Below are 21,524 nucleotides of genomic sequence, written 5' to 3'. Positions count from 1 at the left end.
ATAGTTATTGTATAATTTTTAGTTTTTTGGTGTTTATTTTATATCCTTTTATAAAAAAGTAGGTGATTGCGCTGAAAGCTATTAAAGATATAGTAGATATCATGTATGAAACTTTTGAGTTACCAATACTTTTTGTAGATCAATCCGGACATATTACTTATGAAGCAAACGAGAATCAAGAGATGTCTCCTTTTTTTCATACGATAGGTGAGTTACTCCAAGCATGTGGTGTTCGGGATGAAACAGCTACTATCCCTATAATAAAGACTACTTTATTTTTGGAGAATTATATTTTTCTTAACTTAATCGAGTCCAATAAGTATTTAGGGAAGATTGTTATAGGTCCTTCCACCTTTAGTAAGTTTTCAGAGGTGGAAATCGACGGAATCATTAGTGACCAAAAAGTGATGATAAATCGTGGCAAAATAAAAAACTATTACGGCAAATTGCCTGCAGTAAAGCAAAAAAAATTATATCAAATATGCAGTGTTTTATACTACTTCATCTACAGAAAAAAGCTCATTGTAAGTAATATACGACAAGAGGATAACCTATCACAAGCACATACAGAGACAAGTAAAGTGTCTATGATAAAAAACAGAGAGAACATGACGTTTCATCATGATCCATCATTAGAAAAAAAGTTTTTCAATTACATTAAGAATGGACAACCTGAAGAAATTAAAAAGAACCTCCATATACTTCCTGATGAAAATTTCGGCGTATTATCAAAATCGAGTTATTTAAGGAGTCAAAAAAACTTAGCAATAGCTGGTGTCACCTTAGCTACGAGGGCGGCTATTGAGGGCAGATTGTACTCTGAGTTAGCTTATACATTAAGCGATGTATTTATTCTCAAAATCGAAGAAGTAACAGATATTATAGCACTTCGCAACCTTTTAAGTGAAGCTTATTATACTTTTGCTGTAAAAGTAAAAGAAGTAAATGAGCAACAATATAAAAAAGAAATTACAGAATGTATTCATTATATCCATCAATATTTATACGAAGATATCACATTAGCTCATTTAGCACACGAAGTTAATTTAAATCCTTCATACTTATCTGTGCTCTTTAAAAAAGAGGTCGGCATCTCTCTTAGTGAATATATACAACAAACTAAAATAGATGAAGCAAAGAATTTATTACTATTATCAACATACTCAATTTCTGATATTTTTACGTGGCTCAATTTTCCTGATCAAAGCTACTTTACAAAAGTATTTAAGAAAGTGACCGGGACTACGCCAAAAAGATTTAGAGATCGTATGGGGACAGTTTAAAAGGAAAAAGGTTGACTCAATATTTTTTACTTTTGAGTCAACCTTTAAGCTATGTGCTTCTAGGGTAGTGGTTTCAAAGTTATTCTATAAAATATGGGAGGGCCTCTTTTCTTCCTTTATCTCTCCTGATATCGTTCGCCCTGTTAATGAAGAACAGAGATCCCAAACCAATTGTTGTGTTTCTCGTTTTGTAGCATATATTGGATAAACATCGGATCTCTTTAATTGTTTTATTTGTTCCTTCAAGCTCGGATTTATAGAGGCTGGCTCCATTATCTCTCGTTTATCATTTATAAGCTGTCCAGTAACACCATGAAGCTTCTCAGAAGTACATATGTGAAAGTAGCTATCTGATATATAAGAAGTCGGTGGAAAAAATAGATTTTGAACTCTTGCAATCATTCTCCAGCCAAACGTGACTTTTTGAAGCGTTTCCTTCGACATTTTTGCTCCATTTATTTGAATTGCATTTACCATAATATTTTCTTTTTTTAGTTCTTCTGCCATTTTAAAAGTTAGTATGACCAATGCCATCTTTGAATTGCAATACATCTCATATACACTGTGTTTCTTTTTCTCTTCTAGTAAATTATATAGAGCTAGTTCTTTCTTCTCGTCAAAAAAATGCTTAACAATATTACTACTTGCATGGAGTATTCTAGCATCTTCAGATCTCTTTAAGTGATCTAATAAAAGTACAGTAAGTAAATAAGGACCAAATACATTTGTAGCATAAGTTAATTCAATATTGTCGGCACTTAATTGGTAAGGCGAACCGTGGTTAAAATATGCAGCATTATGAATAAGAATATCTAGTTTTTCGTATTGCTTTTTAAAGTGACTACAAAATAATTTGATAGAATCAAATGAAGATACATCAAGCTCCATAAGCGTTACTCGTTCATTTTTCGTCTCAGCCAGTATTTCTTCAAATACTTCCTTACTCTTTTCCAAGTTACGACATGCCATAACAACTGAATATCCTTCTTTAGCAAATGTTAGCGCTGCTTTTTTTCCAATACCTGAATTAGCTCCAGTAATGACAACGATGAGATCCTTATTCATCTCTTTTCCTCCAAACTTTTTATTCGCTCCCCCTAAAGAATATTATACGATACCCCTTACCTGCGCTCCATCAGATTAATTCCTACTCCCATGCAAACGACGCCAAATAACAACATGATAGAAATTGGTTCTAATAACTGGAATACTCCTCTATCATACATCGCAGCTCCTTTAACCGCTTCAATTCCATATAATATCGGCATTCCTTTAGATAGCATCAGCATTATTTCATTGGTTACGATTTCTATTGGCCAAAATGCTCCTCCGAGCATTGCCATCGATGTAGACACAATCGGAATAATCGCTTGGAGCTGTTGCGTCGTTTTTACTATCCCAATGAGAAGCATTCCTAACGCTACGATAGCAAATACATAGCATCCAATCACGAATAACACCGTACCAAAGCGATCACCCATATCAAACCCTAGTACATATTTAAAAAGAAGAAAAACTGCTAAAATCTGTGCATAGCCGATCATAAAGCAATACAAAAGGTGACCAATGTAAATTTGCCATTTCCTTAAAGGAGAGACAATCAATCTGTTCCACGTACCGGCTCTTTTCTCTTCAGATACATTTACTAAACAAAACATGATCGTAAACCCAGCAAAATACAATGTCATCCCTACTAAAACTTGTAGCCGCTCATCATCTTGAAAGGAGCCTTCTCCCCCACCTAAAAGGGATGTTTCAACATTAAGAACAGGTTCATCTTGAAGCTTCTCTACCTCTTGGCGAAAGGTACTTTCAGCCCCTAACTCCTCTACCTCTCTTAACCTTAATTCCTCGGAAAAAACTTGATTGACATGGCCTTCTATGAGATGTCTATTAGGATCATCAGTAGCTATTAAAAAACGATAATCATCTTCCATTAATTGCACAGCTACATTTATATCTCTATCAGTAACAGCCCTTCTTGCCTCTGATTCCTCTACCAGTTTGAATTCATAAATGTCGGATTCATTCAATAACGACAACCATTGATCACGCTCTTCCTCGCCTAACGAATGAACAGCATACGTATATATTGTCATTTGACTTCCTGGTGCTGAACCTGCCAAAAAAAATACAAAAACGACAGTTAAAACAAAAAATGATACAACTAATATTGGAGATCTACGAAATCGTTGCCACTGAAGCAAAAATACGGATTTCATTAGGAGACCGCCCTCCTTTTTGGAAAAATGATGATACTAACAAGGAAGAAAACAATTGACTGTACAGCTAATAATACAAGAGGAGAAAGTAATGCTGCCCATTCGAACCCCTGCATCCAAGTGAGATAAACATTTAAAGCTGCACCGTTTGGCGTCCATGACCCTATCGATGAAAGTAGTGGCGATATTTCTGATGTAGGTATAAAGCTCCCTCCTACAAAAGCTAAAATTGAGACTGCCCCTCCCGAAAAAAAGCTAGAAACCGATTCACTATTAAATTTTATCGTTAAAGCTGTTAAAAACGCAGCAATAGCACCAATACATAGTGCCAACATAGCTGTAATAACAACCATTCCTAACCAAAATTGAAGGTCTAATTCAAATGGTTGAAACAATAATGTAGATAAACTAAAAAGTATACTAAGTTGAATAAATGCAAGCACACTTGCCGAGATAGATTTACTACCTAAGTAAGCGATTGGCGCAGTACCTGATAATAGAATTCTGTTAAATACGTGCTGCTGCTTTTCCACATATGCTTTACTTGAAATCGTCGAGGCAACATATAAAACAAACATTACTGCCATTGCTATCGTGTAATATTGAAACGACGTCACCGGTTCTTTGGCGTTGATTGTCTCAATTCCACCTAATTCTCTGTTTTCTATAAGGAATGGTACTGGTTCACCAGATGCTTGAGCAATTGCAGTCTCTAAATTAAGACTCCTTGCAACCCCAGTAATGATATCCTCAAAAATACTCGCACGAAGGGAGCCAAACTCATTTACTGTTATTTTTAATTCACTTCCTTCCCCCTCCTCAAATATCATTTTTCTTAGAGTATCGTAAGTGAAATTTTCAGGAACAGTAAGTGTCGCAATAACATCACCATTAATAAGTGCAGCTTCCGCTTCTTCCGCTTGCATTTCTTCAACTGCAATCATTTCTTTTAGTGTTTCTTCTTCGAGTACACTATTCACTAACTGAATAGGGCTCACTTCATCTGCTATTGCCTGTAATTCATTCGTTATCTCTACTGGCAGTTGTCGTTCTGAAATCTCCTCAGCAAATTGCTTCATACCATCTTGTTCAACATCCTCTTGAACAATGGCTACTGTCATTTGTAGTGCCGTTATCTCTCCTCCTAGTACACCACGTAGTGCAAATCCTAATATTCCAATTAGGATAAATGGCATAAGTAAGAGAATGAACAACTCGGAACGCTCACGAACAATAACTAGGATGTCTTTTATTAAAAAGTTATTCATCATCTAACCTCCTAATCTCTCAACTTACGACCAGTTAAATGTAAAAATACATCCTCTAACGTTGGGACTTGTACATTTACATTTAATATTTTAGCTTGATGTTTTTCAGCAATTTGAAAGATTGTACTTAGTAAGTTACTCCCTTTAGGTACAATTAGCTTTATTCCTTTATCTGTTTCAATCGCTTGAAGAATACTATGATGTGACTGCAACTCTAGAAAAAGTGCTTTATACTGTCTGTCAAAATCTATTAGTATCGTTTCTTCTCCAGATAAAATACTTTTTAGTTCGTCCTTCGTCCCCGAAGCTATAACCCTACCATGGTCCATAATGTAGACACGATCACATAATCTCTCTACTTCTTCCATATAATGACTAGTATATAAAACGGTCATTCCTTTTTTCTGATTTAAATCCCTCACCATGTCTAAAATATGACTCCTAGATTGCGGATCAATCCCTACAGTCGGTTCATCCATGATTAGAATCTCCGGGTCATGAAGCATAGCAGCAGCAATATTAATACGTCTCTGCATACCACCCGAATATGTTTTTATAATATCGTCTTTACGCTCTTCTAATCCTACTAGATACAGCACTTCTTCTATTTTCTTTTCTAAGCTTTTACTTTTTAACCCGTAAATTCGCCCAAAGAACTTTAGATTTTCATAGGCTGTTAGTTCTTCATATAATGCTATCTCTTGTGGAACAACTCCTAATACTCTACGTATACGACTCGGTTCTTTAATGACACTTTTTTCATGTAACCTAACATCTCCTGAAGTTGGTTTTACTAAAGATGAGATCATAGATATCGTTGTTGATTTCCCCGCACCGTTTGGTCCTAATAGACCGATTGATTCGCCTTTGTCCATATACAGGTTAACTCCATCGACAGCCGTTTTCCCTTTAAACACTTTGCGTAGCTCTTCCGTTTCAAGCATCTTCATTTACCTCCTTATTAAAAACGAATGCAATAAAATAACCCTCTTGCTCGTTCTGCATTGAGTATACATAGAAAAAGACAGTGCTCCCACTGTCTTCAGTCACTAGTTTTTAGTTTTACCATGACTTTAGTCATTTTTATGTTTCAATATTAGTTCACTAAACGACATGATGTTTAATCGCATAAATTGCGATTTGCGTTCGATCACGTAGTTCTAGCTTATCCAAGATGATACTAATGTGATTTTTGACCGTGCCTACTGATAGAGATAATTGCATAGCAATCTCCTTGTTGCTTCGTCCTTCTCCGATTTTTCTAATAATATCTAGCTCACGAGGGGTAAGGGATGGATCTACCTTCACTTCCTCTGTCGATTGCTTAATTAGTCGAGGCATTACCTTTGCCGCTACATGATCTTGCAACGATAAACCGCCTGCTAAGCAGCTACGTATAGAGCGAATCAATTCTTCTGGTTCGGCATCCTTAAGCATATAACCACAAGCTCCACTTTTAAGTGCCTCAAGGGCATAATTATCATCATTAAAGGTAGTGAGTATGAAAACTTTCATGTCGGGCCACCTAGATCGAATCAACCTTGCTGCCTCTAATCCATCCATCACAGGCATACGAATATCTAAAATGATTAAATCATAACGATGCTGCTCACAGAGCATCACTGCCTCTTTCCCATTACTTGCTTCCCCAGTTACTTTGAACTCTGTGTCAGTTTCTATCATCATTTTTAAACCGTGTCGCACCATTCCTTGATCTTCAGCCAATAATATGTGAATCATGTTATCACCTCTCTTTATCGAGCAATGGAAAGGTTCCCCTTACTAGAAAAACATCTTTATATACATTTATCTCTAAGTTTCCACCTGCTTGTTCAATTCTCTCCCGCATTGACGTTAAACCAAATCCTTCGTGCAATTCTGTTTTTTCCGTAGTTGGATTAGAAACTTCAAAACGAAATACGCTACCAGCAGGCGCTTCAAATACAATATCGACATGACGTGATCGACTATGCCTCATCATATTCGTTAATGCTTCCTGAACAGCACGATAAACAGCAACCGCTTGCTCATTTCTAAGTGGTACAGACAGTGCACCATGTCTAATAGAAAAATTCACTTTTATAAAGCTTTCTGCCTCAAGCCTTCTAATTAGGTTAATAATTGCAGTTAACCCTCCTACATCCTCATGCTTTAACGTTTTAACTGCATTTCTTGTTTCTTCTAAGCTCTCTTTAGCAAGAAGCTTTAGCTCTTGTATTTTTTCTTTTTCTTCCGATTGAGCTTGCATACGAAACACTTCCAACTGCATTAACAGAGCAGTCAGTCTATGACCAACGGAATCATGAATTTCCCGAGCTATTTCTGCTCGCTCTTCCTGACGAGCATCCTTCTCATCAGAAGCTATCCGTCTCTTTAGTCTTCGATATTCACTTAACAACGCTTCATTTTTTTCTTGTAAGACTTCTTCGTTCGTTAATGTCATCTTATAGGCTGTTAATCCAATCGTTACTAAAGCCGTATATAACATAATATAGAGGAGTGGATATGTTGGATAGTGAAAAAAGTGTGGAATGATTAACCCTATGAACAAGATAGCTCCTATAATTAAAGCTTGAAACGACTTAAGGCGCTGTACCGCGTTCCCTGCAATAATAGAGAAAACAATAATTGTATATGGGTTAGGCGATTGTCCCTTCATTGGCCATAACGAAATAATCGTAAATAGTGATGCGATAGCTAGTATAATCGTATACACATTTTCTTTTTTATCAAAAAGAGGAGAGAGGAAAAACAAAGCGAAAAATATCGTACACGAAATTAGTCGTAGAGGCATTTCAAATAAATTAGTTGTTGAGTATGTAAGTGCAAATAGCCAAGCTATAATTAATAATATTAGCCATAACCAAAACGATCTCATCATTTCTCTCCCTTCTCACTCTTTTCCGACAATCCGTTTATTCTCATTTATTATACTACTATTTTTAGACATTATCTTTTAAGAAAAACTAAAAACGAGCTTGGTGAAGCTCCTTTTTAGTCTTTTCTTAGAAGCAGTGAAATTTCGCCGTAGCTCTTAAAGTACTAGTGAGTGCTCTTCTCGCTAGTACGCACGGCGATAAAATTCCACTGCCAAATTTCTTCTCTCTTAAAGAAAAAAGATCCAACAGGAAGAATTAGTGTTGATGATATACACTAAATCCCCTATTGGATCTTCTTTCATATGGACCAATTATAAGTTGTTCACGTATAATAACAATCCAGTAACAGCATACATATTCCACAGTATATGGAACAATATCGGTATTATCAGTGATTGGCTAAATCTATACAATAACACCATAATGACCCCTGATATTGTTGCACTAAATACATGGCCTGTATGAAGTAACCCAAAAATCACAGATGACACGACAAGCCCAATTAAAAAATGATATCTTCTAGCTAGAAAACCGTGTAATAGTCCTCGGTACAATATTTCCTCTTTTATAGGTGTAACGATAGTAAACCCTAAATAAAGGAAGAATATATTTAGCCAATGAAAGGAAATGTCACCAAGTGCGAATGTATCCACTTGGCCGGTACCGTCTTCGAGTTGAAATACATTCATTATTAAAAATTGAGCAACGAAGTTGATCACGAACGCCGCTAATAAAAATAAATATGTTTTCCCCTGCTTTAAAGGCTTAAAGGAAAAGGCACCCTTTAAAAAATTGCGTACACTTTTAAATATCAGAATCGCAAGCACAATTGCTATTCCTTCTAAAAGAAGATAATAAGTAATACCTTCTTCTAGCAAATTACTTCCATTGGCATAATCGATAATAGCAAAAATAATACCAACGATAATCCCTAACACAATTGTAAAACCAAAAAAAGTTAAAAAGAATAAAATATACTTCCCCCAGCCTAAAGGTAACTGAGGCTCTCTCTCACTATCTACATTTTCTTTCGTTACTACATTTTCATCTTTTAAGTCCATGTCTCTCTCTCTTTTCTAATAATTTGTATTATAATTACTTCTACTAATGCTGCATATCATCGGGCTTTTTTTTAGCAACAATTTCTCCTATCATTGTATCGTTTCTACTTCATTGCCTCTACACTTTTTTCATAATTTTTCCATTCTATTACTCTGTGGTATTTCTGGTACTATCAGTAGATTGCTAGGATACAGGTAAAAACCAATCCCATTCTTATAAAGATAATTTAAAAGCCTTTACAATGATCCCATCATCAGCTGGTTCAAAATCATATTCTGGTAACCTCTTAAAGCCAAGTTTTTCATATAGTTTTAACGCACCTTTCATAAAATCGGCGGTGTGCAAGCCAATCTCACTATATCCTCTTCTTCGCGCACGATGAATACACTCTTTCACTAAAGCTGCTGCTACCCCTTTCCCTCTCGCTTCTGAAGAAACAGCTAGCATTCTAATTTCAGGATAATCTAGTTTTTCTACGAACCCTTCATACGCATCGATCTTCGCTGGAAAAAGTGCAACACTACCAACTATTTTTTCATTTATGACGGCTACAATTAAATCTACTCCAGGTTGAACGTCAGATTGTGATGAGATTGCCTGTTTAAGTTCTAGCCAATGATTTTCTGAAATCAATGATGCATGTTCTTCATATGCTAATACTCTTTGTTTACGAATGAAAAGGATCTCCTCTTTGAAAGCATCTCGTATTATCATATTTAACTCCTAACGATAAATTTTTCTTCTTTTTCACTTAACTTTTCTCGCTCATGTGGTAAATCCCATACAGACAAATCAGGACCTTTAGGAAGAATGCTAACCTCTGTTTTATCTGGATTTATCGTAATAGATAAGTGGTAATGCCTTTTTATTGCATCAAAGTCTGTCGTATCGCCAAAACCTGGTGTATCATATAAATCACGAACGTAGCCCCATAAATTTGGATACTCCTTGATTAACTTGAGATTTGTATTAAAACCATTATAGTAAGCCACGTCAAAACGTACTAAAGTCGTATAGAGACGAACATCCGAATCAGTGATGTAATCCCCAAATAAAAAACGGTTTGTTGATAAATGCTGTTCCAATTCTTCTAGTTTAGCAAAAAGACGATTAAAGGATTCCTCATATGCTTCCTGTGAATGAGCAAAGCCACATTGATAAACAGCATTATTTACGTTATGAAAAATACTGTCATTCATTGCATCAATATCTGAGCGTAAATTTTTTGGATAAAGATCAGGTGCACCATGTTTATGATATCTTTGCCAAACAGTCTCAAAGTAGTTTGTTAGTTTAAAATAATCGTTGTTCACTGCCTTCTTTGTTTTTACATCTACCATGACTGGTACTGTAGGACGTCCAGAGTAATTTTGATCTGCATTTACATACACTTCACTTACGTATTGAATATCTAAAACAGGATCCCTGTCTCCTTTGTCTAAAGAGAACTCCCAGTCAACACGATCAATCTTCGGACGCATTGGACTAGCTGTACCAAGGCTAATTACTTCTTCAAGTCCGAGTATTTTCCTTACGATTACTGCTCGGTGAGCCCACGGGCATGCTTGGGACCATAATAGTCGATAACGTCCCTCTTCAATAGGTAGCTCACCTTCCCCTTCTCCAAATGGAGTAGTAAAGCGATTTGTTTGTCTCTTAAATGTTCCATCCTCAGAAATTTCTTTTGGCTTATTTACTAAGCTATCTTTTTGTATTTTCGGACTATTTATAGCGCAGCTTACATCGTTACTTTTTTCCATTCCTATTCATCTCCTTGAGACATTTTAGTTTAATGCATTTTAGTATCGATATAGTTTGAAGTCAAGAAATATACTTTGACTTTGATTGTAAAAGCAATTAATGGCTTTTTGTTCAAGGGGGGATGACGCGGCTCCATCGTACCTTTTATTTACTTAAGGGCATATGCGCACACATTCATTACATTACCTTATCAATTAAAAATACAGATTGCGTAGCATATAATAACGCTTTAAACTAAAATTAGGAATTTTAAAACGCTGGGAGGAACATGATATGGATCAATTAACAGAAAAGGAAATCGAACATTTTTTATCTATAAATAAGGGGTGGAAGCTTGTGGATAAAAAGTGGATAGAAAAGAGCTACCGTTTCAAAGAGTACTTAGATGGCATTGCCTTTGTACAAAAAATAGCTCGCATCTCAGAAGAAGCAAACCATCATCCATTTATATCTATCGATTATAAGTTAATAAAAGTTAGATTAACATCTTGGAGAGCAAAAGGACTCACTGCTCTTGATACTAGTTTAGCCCAACAGTTTGATCAAACGTACGAGGAATAATAAAGAACAACTAAAGCTGCTTTGAAGAAATATAGTGCCGTTCTCAAAACTACGTGTTCCACAATTTCCTATGCCAATTACATAACTCCCCACTTTATAGAAGAGTACCAAAAGGCTTTACCCTCTTGGTACTCTTCATTTTCATGCCGATTTTTTTCCTCGCTTCTTTTTTAAAAAGAGCTCACGTCTTTGCTTCATCCCTTTTGTGATATAACCACCTTTAAAATTCCGTGGCTCATAAGAAGCAACAAAAGCTTTATCTTCATACTCATCAATGATTCGATAAAATTCCTTTTCTCTATCTCTTCTCGCCGTACAATAAAGTAAATATCTTGTTGTAGATATTCCATCAACAGATGATGTAGATACACTAAACCCTACTTCCCTCAATTTTTCAATCAAGGCTTCGTTTTTCTTCGGTATATTTGCCTCAATAGTGACATAACCAATAGCTAGCTTTTCTTCAATCAATGCACCTATATATAAACCAGCACCAAACCCTAAGGCATAGGCTGCCATATTATAATAGTTCGATAAATCACTAAGCACAATTCCAATTGCAACTACATAAATAACTCCCTCAAGCACACCCATTCCTGCTGCTTTACCCTTTAACCCTTTTACCATCATGATCGTACGTAAAGTTAAGATAGGGACAAATAATAATTGTGCAATAAAAATAATAAGCGGTTCCCAGAACATAAAAAAACACCTCTTTCTAATTCGTAATACTTGTTCCATTTTAACAGGAGATATAGAAAAAGAAATAGGTGTTGCTACATTTACATATAATTACCTTCAATGTTTTGGATCTTTTACGATAATCCCTTTCATATTCTACAATTGAATAGTCCTTTTCCACCTGAAGTAGGACTCACTTTACAACTGAATCCTTATACTAATTCAGACGAACGAGTGATGAAATCCGTCTCTTAATCATTTAATTTATAAGTAATATGTTTTTTATGCATATGCTTACATTAACGGAGATACATTTCATAGAAAATACTTAAAAGCTGAGGTGGGTTACATGAAAGAAACGCAACTTGATGAATCGTATGCCATTGTTGCTAAAGGTCTAATTAAGAGTTTTCGTAACAACATAGCTGTTGATGGTGTAGATCTACGAGTTAAAAAAGGTACTGTCTACGGATTTCTTGGACCTAATGGGGCCGGTAAAACTACGACAGTACGAATGCTTGCAACATTACTCCAACCAGACGCTGGTTCAGTAAAAGTTCTCGGTTTTGATCTTCAAAAAGAAGCTGATGAAGTGAGAAGTCGTGTAAGCTTAACTGGGCAATTTGCATCAGTGGATGAGGATTTAACCGGTATGGAAAACTTAGTTTTGATTGGTAGATTACTAGGTTTTTCTAGAAAGGAAGCAAAAAAACGCGCACATGAGCTTTTAGAGGCATTTAGTCTAAAGGATGCTGCAAAACGACAAGTGAAAAAATATTCTGGTGGCATGCGAAGAAGGTTAGATATTGCAGCAAGTATTGTAGTCACTCCTGAGTTATTATTTCTTGATGAACCAACTACTGGTCTTGATCCAAGAAGTAGAAATCAAGTTTGGTCTATTATACGTTCACTCGTAAATGCTGGAACAACTGTTTTATTAACAACACAATATTTAGATGAAGCTGATCAACTTGCCGACCGAATAGCTGTCATTGACGAGGGAAAAATCATTGCTGAAGGAACAAGCAGCGAGTTAAAAGCATCTATCGGTACTGGGACTCTTAATATTAGGCTACTTGATCCAGCGCAAAGAGCACTTGCAGGTGAATTAATTGCAGAAAAGTTAAACGTCCCTATTCACTTACCTTCTGAAAAACATTTAATTTCTGCCCAAGTATCTAATACAACATACGTTGCAGATGCTCTTTCTCATTTATTAAGAAATGGTATAGAAATAACAGAATTTTCACTAGGTCAACCGAGTCTTGATGAGGTTTTTCTATCTCTTACCAGTGGCTCTAGCCAAGGTAAACGTGACGAAAGTAGTTCTTCACAAAAGGAGGCAAGATAAAGATGAGCATGCAACAAAAGTCAGCTGAAGTAGATCCCTATTTAGACGAAAAGATACATAACTCGTTAGCAAGCAGCGTTCGTCCTAAAAGGCCTAATGCCCTTCGTACTTCTTTTACAATCGGATGGAGAGCACTACTAAAAATAAAATATGTACCGGAACAATTACTTGATGTTACTGCCTTTCCAATCATGTTTTTACTTATGTTTACTTATTTATTTGGTGGTGCGATTGCGGGTTCTACTGCTGACTATTTACAGTTCCTACTCCCTGGCATACTTGCTATGACTGTAGTAACGATTACGATGTATACAGGTCTTGAATTAAATAATGATATTAGAAAAGGAATATTCGACCGCTTCAGGTCCTTACCTATTTGGCGTCCATCCGTTCTTGTTGGTATGTTACTTGTAGATACTGTACGCTATACTATTGCGTCAACTATTATGATTGTTTTAGGGCTTATTATGGGTTTCCGCCCTGATGGTGGAACTATCGGTTTGATTGCAGCAGTCGGGCTACTTGTTTTATTTTCCTTTAGCTTATCATGGATATGGACGACATTAGGCTTAATACTAAGAACTGAAAAGTCTTTGATGGGTGTAAGCATGCTAGTATTATTCCCACTTACTTTTGTCAGCAATGTATTTGTTGATCCTAGAACGTTACCTTCTTGGTTAGAAGCATTCGTTGATGTAAATCCAATCTCATTAGTTGTAACAGCTACACGAGGACTCATGCACGGCACAGTCGCAGTAGAAGAAATAGCTTGGGTATTATTTGCTTCATTTTTGCTATTCATCATTTTTGCTCCAATTACGATGCACCTTTATAAAAATAAGCAATAATTATATTAGAAAAACTCCCTTCTCTTATAAGAGAAGGGAGTTTTTCTATTTAAACAGTAAATGATTTTCTCTTTTGATAAGCTATTATACTACCTAGTAATAGTAACAAGAACCCTACTATTAACAAGTTATATACATTTGTCGCTGTGTTAGGTAGCTCAGCACCGTCTTTGGATTCATCATTTTTAGGAGAATCATTTGCATCCTTCTCTTCTTTACTAGCAGGACCGTCCTTGTCATCATCCTCTTCTTCAGGTGCTCCTGGTGCTTCTGGTAGATCCTCTAGCTGTGCTTTTAATGCTGCAATTTCATCTTTCAAATCTTTGATTAACGCTTCTAAGTGAGAAACATACTCTTCCAATTCATTAAAATTCGATTTAAGCTCTTCTAATAGACCTTCTATTTCTGACAATCTATTTTCAAGGTCAGCAATTTCAGAGCTACCCTCTAAATCAGCTATTCTAGCCTGAAGCTCTGCAATTAACTCCATTAATTCGTTTATTCTTTGCTGTAACTCATCAGTGTCTCCCGGTTCACCGTCTCCTGGTTCGCCATCTCCTGGTTCACCATCTCCTGGTTCACCGTCTCCTGGTTCACCGTCTCCTGGTTCGCCGTCTCCTGGTTCACCATCTCCTGGTTCACCATCTCCTGGTTCGCCATCTCCTGGTTCACCATCTCCTGGTTCGCCATCTCCTGGTTCGCCGTCTCCTGGTTCGCCATCTCCTGGTTCGCCGTCTCCTGGTTCGCCATCTCCTGGTTCGCCATCTCCTGGTTCACCATCTCCTGGTTCGCCATCTCCTGGTTCACCATCTCCTGGTTCACCATCTCCTGGTTCACCGTTTTCCACGACTTCTACTAATCGGATATTATCAATGAAAATATTATAAGGTACAGTTAATTCAGGGTCTCCCTGTGATCTTCCCAACCCAAACATTAAGCTGTAATCTCCACTAGCATTGACATCAACAATCACTTCATACGTTTCCATTGTATTACCGACTTGGAATGTGTGTATTCCCGTTCCAGACCGTACAAGCTCAACATTTACATTTCTATCACGCTCTGACATCATATCAAATGCTATTTTATATGTTCCACTAGGTACTTCTACATCTTGGAACAATTGGATGTGCCACCACTCCCATCCAACTTGCTGAATGGATGCTCTAACTTGTTCATTGACAACTGAGAAGTTTGCTAAACCTGCCCACGCATCATATAAGCCTTGATTATGAACATTCCATAAGAGTAGGTTATCAGGGTCGCCAAATTGTGTAGTTGTTTCAAAAGTTCCGTCATTGATCAAGTTTCCTCCAATTTCACTCCATTGTCCAGAACCATCGCCTGGCTGTTCGCCATCTCCAGGATCTCCACCATTACCATCTCCTGGTTCCTCGCCGTTACCATTTCCAGGATCTTCTTGCTCTCCTTCTTCTACTTCAACTAGCTTTATATTATCAATAAAAATATTATATGGAACAGAAAGTTCAGGTTGACCTTGCTCTCTTCCTAATCCAAACATGAGGCTATACTCACCATTTGCATCTACATCAATTATAGCCTCATATGTTTCCATCGTATTTCCTATCTCGAACTGATGAATACCTGTTCCTGAACCAACTAGCTCCACATTCACATTACGATTACGTTCTGACATCATATCAAACACTATTTTATATGTTCCGCTTGGTACTTCTACATCTTGGAACAATTGAATGTGCCACCATTCCCAACCAACTTGCTGAATCCCAGCCTTTACTTGTCCTTTTTCCACGGAGAAATTCGCTAAGCCTGCCCATGCATCATAAAGGCCTTGATTATGAACATTCCAAAGTAATAGGTTATCTGGGTTTCCAAACTCTGTTGTATTGTCAAAGGTACCATCTACAATTAAATTCTCTCCAATTTCTACCCATCCCCCAGATCCATTTCCTGGCTGGTTTCCATCACCTGGATCTTGACCTGGGTCTTCACCGTTACCATCACCTGGAGGTGTTGGGTCTGGATAATCCGCCCCTACTTCTTCATACACTCTTACATAATCGACAACTACTTGTCCTGGGAACTCCGTTGTTTCATCTGGATCTCCACCATACCAGCCACCGACAGCCAAATTCAGAATCATAAAGAATTCTTGGTCAAATGGTGCAGGGTACTCGCCATTTTCACTATGCCAATCATTTAACGTTGTATATAAATCATCATTTACATACCAACGGATTTCTCCTGGCTCCCATTCAATACTATACGTATTAAAGTCTGTTGTAGATTGACCTTCTGGGAATCTATAGCTTCCTCCTGAATGAGTGTTACGTGGCCAAACACCACCATAATGAATTGCAGCACCAACTCTGTCCGTTTCTGATCCCCTATTTTCCATAATGTCTATTTCTCCTGATGCTGCCCAGCCACCATATACATCGTCTTGTGGCATCATCCAAAATGCTGGCCAATAGCCCTGACCTTCTGGAAGCTTCATTCTAGCCTCAAATCTACCATAAGCTTGGCTGAATAAGTTTTCTGTCGTTATCTTTCCAGAAGTAAATTGGTAAGTTCCATGTTGATCCGTAATTGGTTCATCAAGCTCTCTAGCCTCGATAACTAGGTAACCGTCTTCTACACTTATATTTTCCTCAGTGTAGTATTGCTTTTCGTTATTTCCCCATCCTGGAATCCATTCAGAACCAGAATAAAAGCCATTACCAATATCATAATTCCACTTTGTCGTGTCTAATTCATTTCCTTCAAATTCATCGCTCCAAACTAGCTCCCACTCGCGGTCTGGTTGTGGTGGTTGTTCAAAGCTATCCACTTCTTTAAGCACAATATTATCGAAATAAACACGATGAGGTGTGTTGTTTGTATCTACATCACCATCAACTACATATCCTAACAAAAACTTAAAATCCATTTGTGCACTTTGCTGCAATTCAAATTCATGCTTAAACGTTTCTGCTTCGTTGCTTAGATGAAAAATAGAACTTGGTCTTCCAGGCAGACCATCGAACTCTACTACTATTGGGCGATCGATAGTTGACCAACTCGTGAAGCTAAGTTCGTATACTTTACCACCCTCTAATTGTATTCCTTCTTGAAATAATTGTGTTGACCAACTAATTGGTACTCCCCACTCTGGATGCATTCCGGCAATGTTTTGAATGTACATTTCGGCTACTTCATTCTCTACAGTGAAAGTTGAAACGCCACCTTCACCATCCCATGTCCCCCAATGTTCAGTACCATTAGAAAAGTCACCATTTTTAATCATATTATTTGTAGGAGGTGCCGGGTCCTCTGGATCTACTGGATCTTCAGGATCTCCCGGTTCGCTTTGCTCACCAACTACTAAGCTATAAGGGAGTGTTATTTTTGAAGCTTCTTCTGGAGCATTGACTTTTACTTCAGCTTCACTAGATCCAAAGCGCATCCAAATTTCTATTTTTATGGCGCCTGAATTGAAATCTTGATATTCTTGCCCTGTAACTTGGTGGGTCAAGTTTCTAGTAAACTTTTCGTACGTTTCAGACGTTGTATTTCCATCGGTAGGCATCATATCCATCTCTTCAGTTCGGTCCCAATTGCCGTCACCGTTAAAGTCATAGGACACTCTCGCATCAATCCCTATGCCGACAGCTAATCCATTTAAAAACAGTTCTCCAACTGCGATTCCTGAGCCGTCATAGGAACCGGTTACGTTCTCAATAATATAGGTGATGCTATCACCAGATTCCGGTATTATGTCAAATGTTGACTCATTACCCGCTTGTGGCGACAGTACTCTATCGACGTTACCACCTATTAAATATAGCGTATCAAATGTTTCTTGATCTTCTCCGTTAGCACTAACAGAAAAGCCAAAATTAGGTATTAATAATAAAATAATTAGCAAAATACTTACAAGTTTTTTCCTCATAATTACACCTCCGTTTTTTAATAGAATGCAATAAATAAAACAATAATAGATAGGAAAAATATCACCCCCTTCATTACCCAAAGCGCTTTCGACAAAATGTGTAAACGCTTACATTATTTTGACGAATGATAGAATAGAACTCTTACATTTATACTAAATATGAAACGATAACAATATTGATTAAAGTCTTTCATACAGGTATAGGGTTTATAAAAAGTAATAAATGTTGGTAGACTCACTCACTCATTTCAATGTTGAGGTTTGTGGAAGTATTTGAAATGGTGAATAATGATGTAAAAAGTGGGAGAAAACACCGAAATTGAAAGCGCTTTCGATTAGAATTATATATTCACTTTAAATTTCTGTCAATCATTTCTAGCAAAATTATCTAAATATTCTTTCAACATTTTATGACATATTTTATAAAAATATGGATTATTTTATCAAAAAATAAAAAGTGTCCAAAGACACCGGTAGTCCTTGAGACACTTTTTTTATATTTCTATTAAATTAATATAGTATTAATGGATCTTTTAGTTGATATTAAGTTGATATATTTCCCTTCTATTTGCAATGTATAAGGGATATCCTGCTCTGTTTCATTTAAGACTACTAATGCAATACTTCCATCACTATTTTTAAATGCAGTGTACGATAACGTCTCTATCTTTGAATTAGTTGCTATTCGTTTTGCACCCGGTTTAATATATTTACTAAAGTGACCAATATAATAAAATGAACTATTATAGTGAACGACATCCTCATTTGTATCAACGATAACTGGGGAATCACAATAATTCCCAACATGGTTTGGGCCGCCCTTTTCATCCAAGACTATATTCCAATCTAGGAAAGCTTCTAGCCAATTATTCATATCTCCTATGATATTTCTTGCATACCGTTCTCCTGTATGCCAAGCTCCTAATTGTACGCCTCCTTCTATACAACCTTCAGTAAAGATGAGGTGTTTATTTGGGAACATTTCATGAACTTTCGATAGATTCTCAAATTCCTCTGAAACATACCAATGATTTCCTACACCCCAAATATATTTTGCCGCTTCAGGATCAGATAGTATCTTTTCCGCACGCTCGACCATTAAGTCTCGATTATGATCCCATATAACAATTTTTTTGTTATCAAAACCGTGTTTTTCAAGTGTTGGCCCTAAATGGAATTTAACAAAATCACGTTCTTCTTCAGCGGTATATCTACATGAATCCCATACTTGGGTCGCTTCTGGTTCATTTTGTACAGATACACCCCAAATATTAATTCCTTCTTTACTCATTTCCTGAATATATTTCACATAATATAAAGCCCAAAGGTCACGATACTTCTCCTTCAGCTTTCCGCCGTGATTCATATCTCCATTGGTTTTCATCCATGCAGGTGGACTCCATGGTGATGAAAGAATGCTTAGTTCTTCCCCCGCCTCTTTTATCGCAGCCTTTATAAGAGGGATTACTAATTTTTTTTCTCGATCAATGGAAAAGGTTTGCAATTTTTCATCATTTTCTTCAACGTATGTATAATTTTCTAGTGAAAAATCACAGCTATGAATATGTGTTCTTCCTAACGTATACCCTAGTCCATGTTCCTTATTAAAGTAATGATAAATAATTTCCTTTTGATTTTCCTTCGAAACTTTAGATAAGCTATACGCTGCTGCTTCTGTAAAAGCTCCCCCAAAGCCCAACCATTCTTGATATTCATCCTCTGGATATATATCGATCGTATTATCCGTATCACTTTTCCCTTGAAGTAAGTCAAAATTACCCTTGTTATTCCATTTACCAGTATCGTATTTAGAAGTTTGTATTACTTGAATACTTTTTCTCATTGTTTTCCCTCCTCGTAAACATTCTGTTATGATAAAAGCCACTCCATTTTCAAGAGTGGCTTTTCATTGTTACTCTTTAACTGCTCCTGCAGAAATACTGCTAATAATGTATTTAGATAAGAACAAGAATGCAATCATAATTGGTACAACCGAAATTGCGATACCTAAATACATAGCCCCTAAATTTTGTGCCACTTGTGAGCCTCTTAACGCCCCCATCATAACTGGTAACGTGTATTTTTCAGGACTAAATAATACAACGAGTGGAAGAATGTAGTTATTCCAAGAACCAATAAATGTAAAGATAGCCATTGTTGCAACAGCTGGCATCATGATTGGAAAACCGATTTGATGGAAGATTCGTAACTCACTCGCTCCATCAATTCTTGCCGCTTCTAACAAAGAAGGGTGCATCGTTGTAACTAAAAACTGTCTTAAGAAAAACACGATAAATGGTGATGCAATTGGTGGAATAATTAATGGCACATACGTATCTAAAAATCCTAACGTATTAATTAGGTCAAAAAATCCGATTAAACCTAACTGACCAGGAACCATCATTAATACTAGTACTGTAATAAATAAGAAGTTACTCCCTTTAAATTTATATACTGCAAAACCGTATGCAGTTAAAGCCGAAAAATAGGAACTTAATAACGTGACACATACAGCAATAAATAAACTATTTGCAAATCCACGCCATAAATTCATGTAACTAATTAAAATTTCATAGTTATCCATAATCGCATTACTAGGAAACAATGTAAATCCATGCTGTAATATCTCTTGTGTTGACCTTGTTGCATTCACAATCATCATATAAAACGGGATAAAACTAATAACTAGTAGTAGAATCAGAAACGTATAAATGATTATTTTTGCGATCCCTCTTTTATTCATATCTATCACCCTTCCTTCGCACTTTTACGGTACATAGACTTAAAGGTTATTACAGAGAACATAACTGTTATCAAGAACAACCCATATGCTACCGCAGCAGCGTATCCATAATTATTAAAACGGAAGGCTTGATTATATAAATATAAAACCATTGTATTCAACGAGCCTTGTGGAGCACCCATTCCATCTGTAATCAACATTGGAAGGTCAAATATTTGTAATCCACCAATAAGTGAAGTAATTAATACATATAATAAGATTGGTTTTAACAATGGAATAGTAACCTTTGTAAAGGTTTGCCAACGATTAGCACCATCTATTAAAGCAGCTTCAAAGTAGTCTCTTGAAATACCTGAAATACCTGCCATTAAAATAATGAAAGTATGTCCAAACCACATCCATGCACCTATTAAAGCGACAGACCATCTAGCTGTAGTAGGATTATTTAACCAGTTAATAGGTTGATTGATTAACCCTAAATCTAATAGAAGGTGATTAATAGTTCCATGGTGCCATCCTAACAATATTCCAAATAATAATGCTACAGAAGCAATTGTTATTAAATTTGGTAAATAAAATACTGCTCTAAAAAATCCTAATCCTTTTAGCCTTAAACGGAGATCAGAAAATAAGACTGCTAGTAAAAGGGCAATTGCAATTTGAAAGAAGAAATTGATACCCCAAATATAGATTGTATTAAAAAAAGCTCTATAAAAATATGTGTCTGTTACTAGACGTGCATAGTTGTCCATTCCAATAAATTCTGGAGAACCCATACCTGAATAGCTTGTAAAGCTATAATAAAACGTTAAGATAATCGGATAAATGGTAAATGTAATAAACACGATAAAGAAAGGTAGAATAAATAAGTATCCGTAATAATCTATTTTTTTCATAAAACGCCTTCTTTCTCCCTTCTTTTCAAGAGGTAGTATTAAAAAAATGAAGGACA

At 36.4% G+C, this 21,524-nt stretch carries 18 protein-coding genes; 4 read left to right on the top strand and 14 right to left on the bottom strand.

Going from position 1 to position 21,524, the window contains the following annotated elements; genetic code table 11:
• Positions 1-101 precede the first annotated feature (101 nt).
• Positions 102-1,283, top strand: coding sequence for a helix-turn-helix domain-containing protein (locus BCELL_RS03665; protein ID WP_157184168.1), 1,182 nt, complete (start codon positions 102-104; stop codon positions 1,281-1,283).
• 84 nt (positions 1,284-1,367) lie between these two features.
• Here the strand turns inward: BCELL_RS03665 and BCELL_RS03660 are convergent, their stop codons facing one another.
• The 9 genes from BCELL_RS03660 to BCELL_RS03620 all read right to left on the bottom strand — a co-directional run bounded on the left by BCELL_RS03660 (position 1,368) and on the right by BCELL_RS03620 (position 10,474).
• Positions 1,368-2,348 carry an SDR family NAD(P)-dependent oxidoreductase gene (locus BCELL_RS03660; RefSeq protein ID WP_013487326.1) on the bottom strand — a complete coding sequence of 327 codons (981 nt, stop codon included), beginning with the start codon at positions 2,346-2,348 and terminating at the stop codon, positions 1,368-1,370.
• A 56-nt stretch (positions 2,349-2,404) separates the two neighbouring features.
• Positions 2,405-3,505, bottom strand: a complete 1,101-nt coding sequence (locus BCELL_RS03655) for an ABC transporter permease (RefSeq protein ID WP_013487325.1) — start codon at positions 3,503-3,505, stop codon at positions 2,405-2,407.
• The gene (locus tag BCELL_RS03650; RefSeq protein WP_245546937.1) at positions 3,505-4,776 is read right to left on the bottom strand and encodes an ABC transporter permease; all 1,272 of its coding nucleotides are present in this window, start codon (positions 4,774-4,776) and stop codon (positions 3,505-3,507) included. The genes BCELL_RS03655 and BCELL_RS03650 overlap by 1 nt, the downstream gene beginning before the upstream one ends.
• Positions 4,777-4,784: 8 nt before the next feature.
• Positions 4,785-5,717, bottom strand: a complete 933-nt coding sequence (locus tag BCELL_RS03645) for a daunorubicin resistance protein DrrA family ABC transporter ATP-binding protein (protein ID WP_013487323.1) — start codon at positions 5,715-5,717, stop codon at positions 4,785-4,787.
• A 160-nt stretch (positions 5,718-5,877) separates the two neighbouring features.
• Complete coding sequence (locus BCELL_RS03640; protein WP_013487322.1) at positions 5,878-6,513, bottom strand: response regulator; 636 nt, start codon at positions 6,511-6,513, stop codon at positions 5,878-5,880.
• Positions 6,514-6,517: 4 nt separating this feature from the next.
• Positions 6,518-7,654 carry a sensor histidine kinase gene (locus BCELL_RS03635; protein ID WP_013487321.1) on the bottom strand — a complete coding sequence of 379 codons (1,137 nt, stop codon included), beginning with the start codon at positions 7,652-7,654 and terminating at the stop codon, positions 6,518-6,520.
• Positions 7,655-7,963: 309 nt separating this feature from the next.
• Positions 7,964-8,713, bottom strand: coding sequence for a CPBP family intramembrane glutamic endopeptidase (locus tag BCELL_RS03630; protein WP_013487320.1), 750 nt, complete (start codon positions 8,711-8,713; stop codon positions 7,964-7,966).
• 214 nt (positions 8,714-8,927) lie between these two features.
• Positions 8,928-9,428 carry a GNAT family N-acetyltransferase gene (locus BCELL_RS03625; protein ID WP_013487319.1) on the bottom strand — a complete coding sequence of 167 codons (501 nt, stop codon included), beginning with the start codon at positions 9,426-9,428 and terminating at the stop codon, positions 8,928-8,930.
• Positions 9,429-9,430: 2 nt separating this feature from the next.
• Positions 9,431-10,474: a glutathione S-transferase family protein gene (locus tag BCELL_RS03620; protein WP_013487318.1), complete on the bottom strand. Its 1,044-nt coding sequence runs from the start codon at positions 10,472-10,474 to the stop codon at positions 9,431-9,433.
• Between the two features lie 274 nt (positions 10,475-10,748).
• Here BCELL_RS03620 and BCELL_RS03615 point away from each other — a divergent pair, with 274 nt between their 5' ends.
• The gene (locus tag BCELL_RS03615) at positions 10,749-11,036 is read left to right on the top strand and encodes a 4a-hydroxytetrahydrobiopterin dehydratase (protein ID WP_013487317.1); all 288 of its coding nucleotides are present in this window, start codon (positions 10,749-10,751) and stop codon (positions 11,034-11,036) included.
• A 141-nt stretch (positions 11,037-11,177) separates the two neighbouring features.
• Here the strand turns inward: BCELL_RS03615 and BCELL_RS03610 are convergent, their stop codons facing one another.
• Entirely contained in the window at positions 11,178-11,738 is a 561-nt protein-coding gene (locus BCELL_RS03610; RefSeq protein ID WP_013487316.1) for a DUF2179 domain-containing protein, read from the bottom strand.
• Between the two features lie 328 nt (positions 11,739-12,066).
• On the opposite strand from BCELL_RS03610, the gene BCELL_RS03605 reads away from it, so the two are divergent.
• Positions 12,067-13,068 carry an ATP-binding cassette domain-containing protein gene (locus BCELL_RS03605; protein WP_013487315.1) on the top strand — a complete coding sequence of 334 codons (1,002 nt, stop codon included), beginning with the start codon at positions 12,067-12,069 and terminating at the stop codon, positions 13,066-13,068.
• A gap of 2 nt (positions 13,069-13,070) precedes the next feature.
• Positions 13,071-13,916 (top strand): ABC transporter permease, encoded by an 846-nt coding sequence (locus tag BCELL_RS03600; protein ID WP_013487314.1) that lies wholly within the window; start codon positions 13,071-13,073, stop codon positions 13,914-13,916.
• A 49-nt stretch (positions 13,917-13,965) separates the two neighbouring features.
• Here the strand turns inward: BCELL_RS03600 and BCELL_RS22860 are convergent, their stop codons facing one another.
• The 4 genes from BCELL_RS22860 to BCELL_RS03580 form a co-directional block, all read right to left on the bottom strand.
• Positions 13,966-17,829, bottom strand: a complete 3,864-nt coding sequence (locus tag BCELL_RS22860) for a family 16 glycosylhydrolase (protein ID WP_013487313.1) — start codon at positions 17,827-17,829, stop codon at positions 13,966-13,968.
• 505 nt (positions 17,830-18,334) lie between these two features.
• The gene (locus BCELL_RS03590; protein ID WP_013487312.1) at positions 18,335-19,672 is read right to left on the bottom strand and encodes a glycoside hydrolase family 30 protein; all 1,338 of its coding nucleotides are present in this window, start codon (positions 19,670-19,672) and stop codon (positions 18,335-18,337) included.
• A 69-nt stretch (positions 19,673-19,741) separates the two neighbouring features.
• On the bottom strand, positions 19,742-20,572 hold the full coding sequence (locus tag BCELL_RS03585; protein WP_013487311.1) for a carbohydrate ABC transporter permease: 831 nt from the start codon (positions 20,570-20,572) through the stop codon (positions 19,742-19,744).
• Between the two features lie 5 nt (positions 20,573-20,577).
• Positions 20,578-21,468: a carbohydrate ABC transporter permease gene (locus tag BCELL_RS03580; protein WP_013487310.1), complete on the bottom strand. Its 891-nt coding sequence runs from the start codon at positions 21,466-21,468 to the stop codon at positions 20,578-20,580.
• Positions 21,469-21,524 lie beyond the last annotated feature (56 nt).

Origin of the sequence: Evansella cellulosilytica DSM 2522, from assembly GCF_000177235.2 — a bacterium.
GTDB classification, from domain to species: domain Bacteria; phylum Bacillota; class Bacilli; order Bacillales; family Salisediminibacteriaceae; genus Evansella; species Evansella cellulosilytica.
Note: the sequence above shows the minus strand (reverse complement) of the source record. Positions and strands in the feature narration are given on the sequence as shown.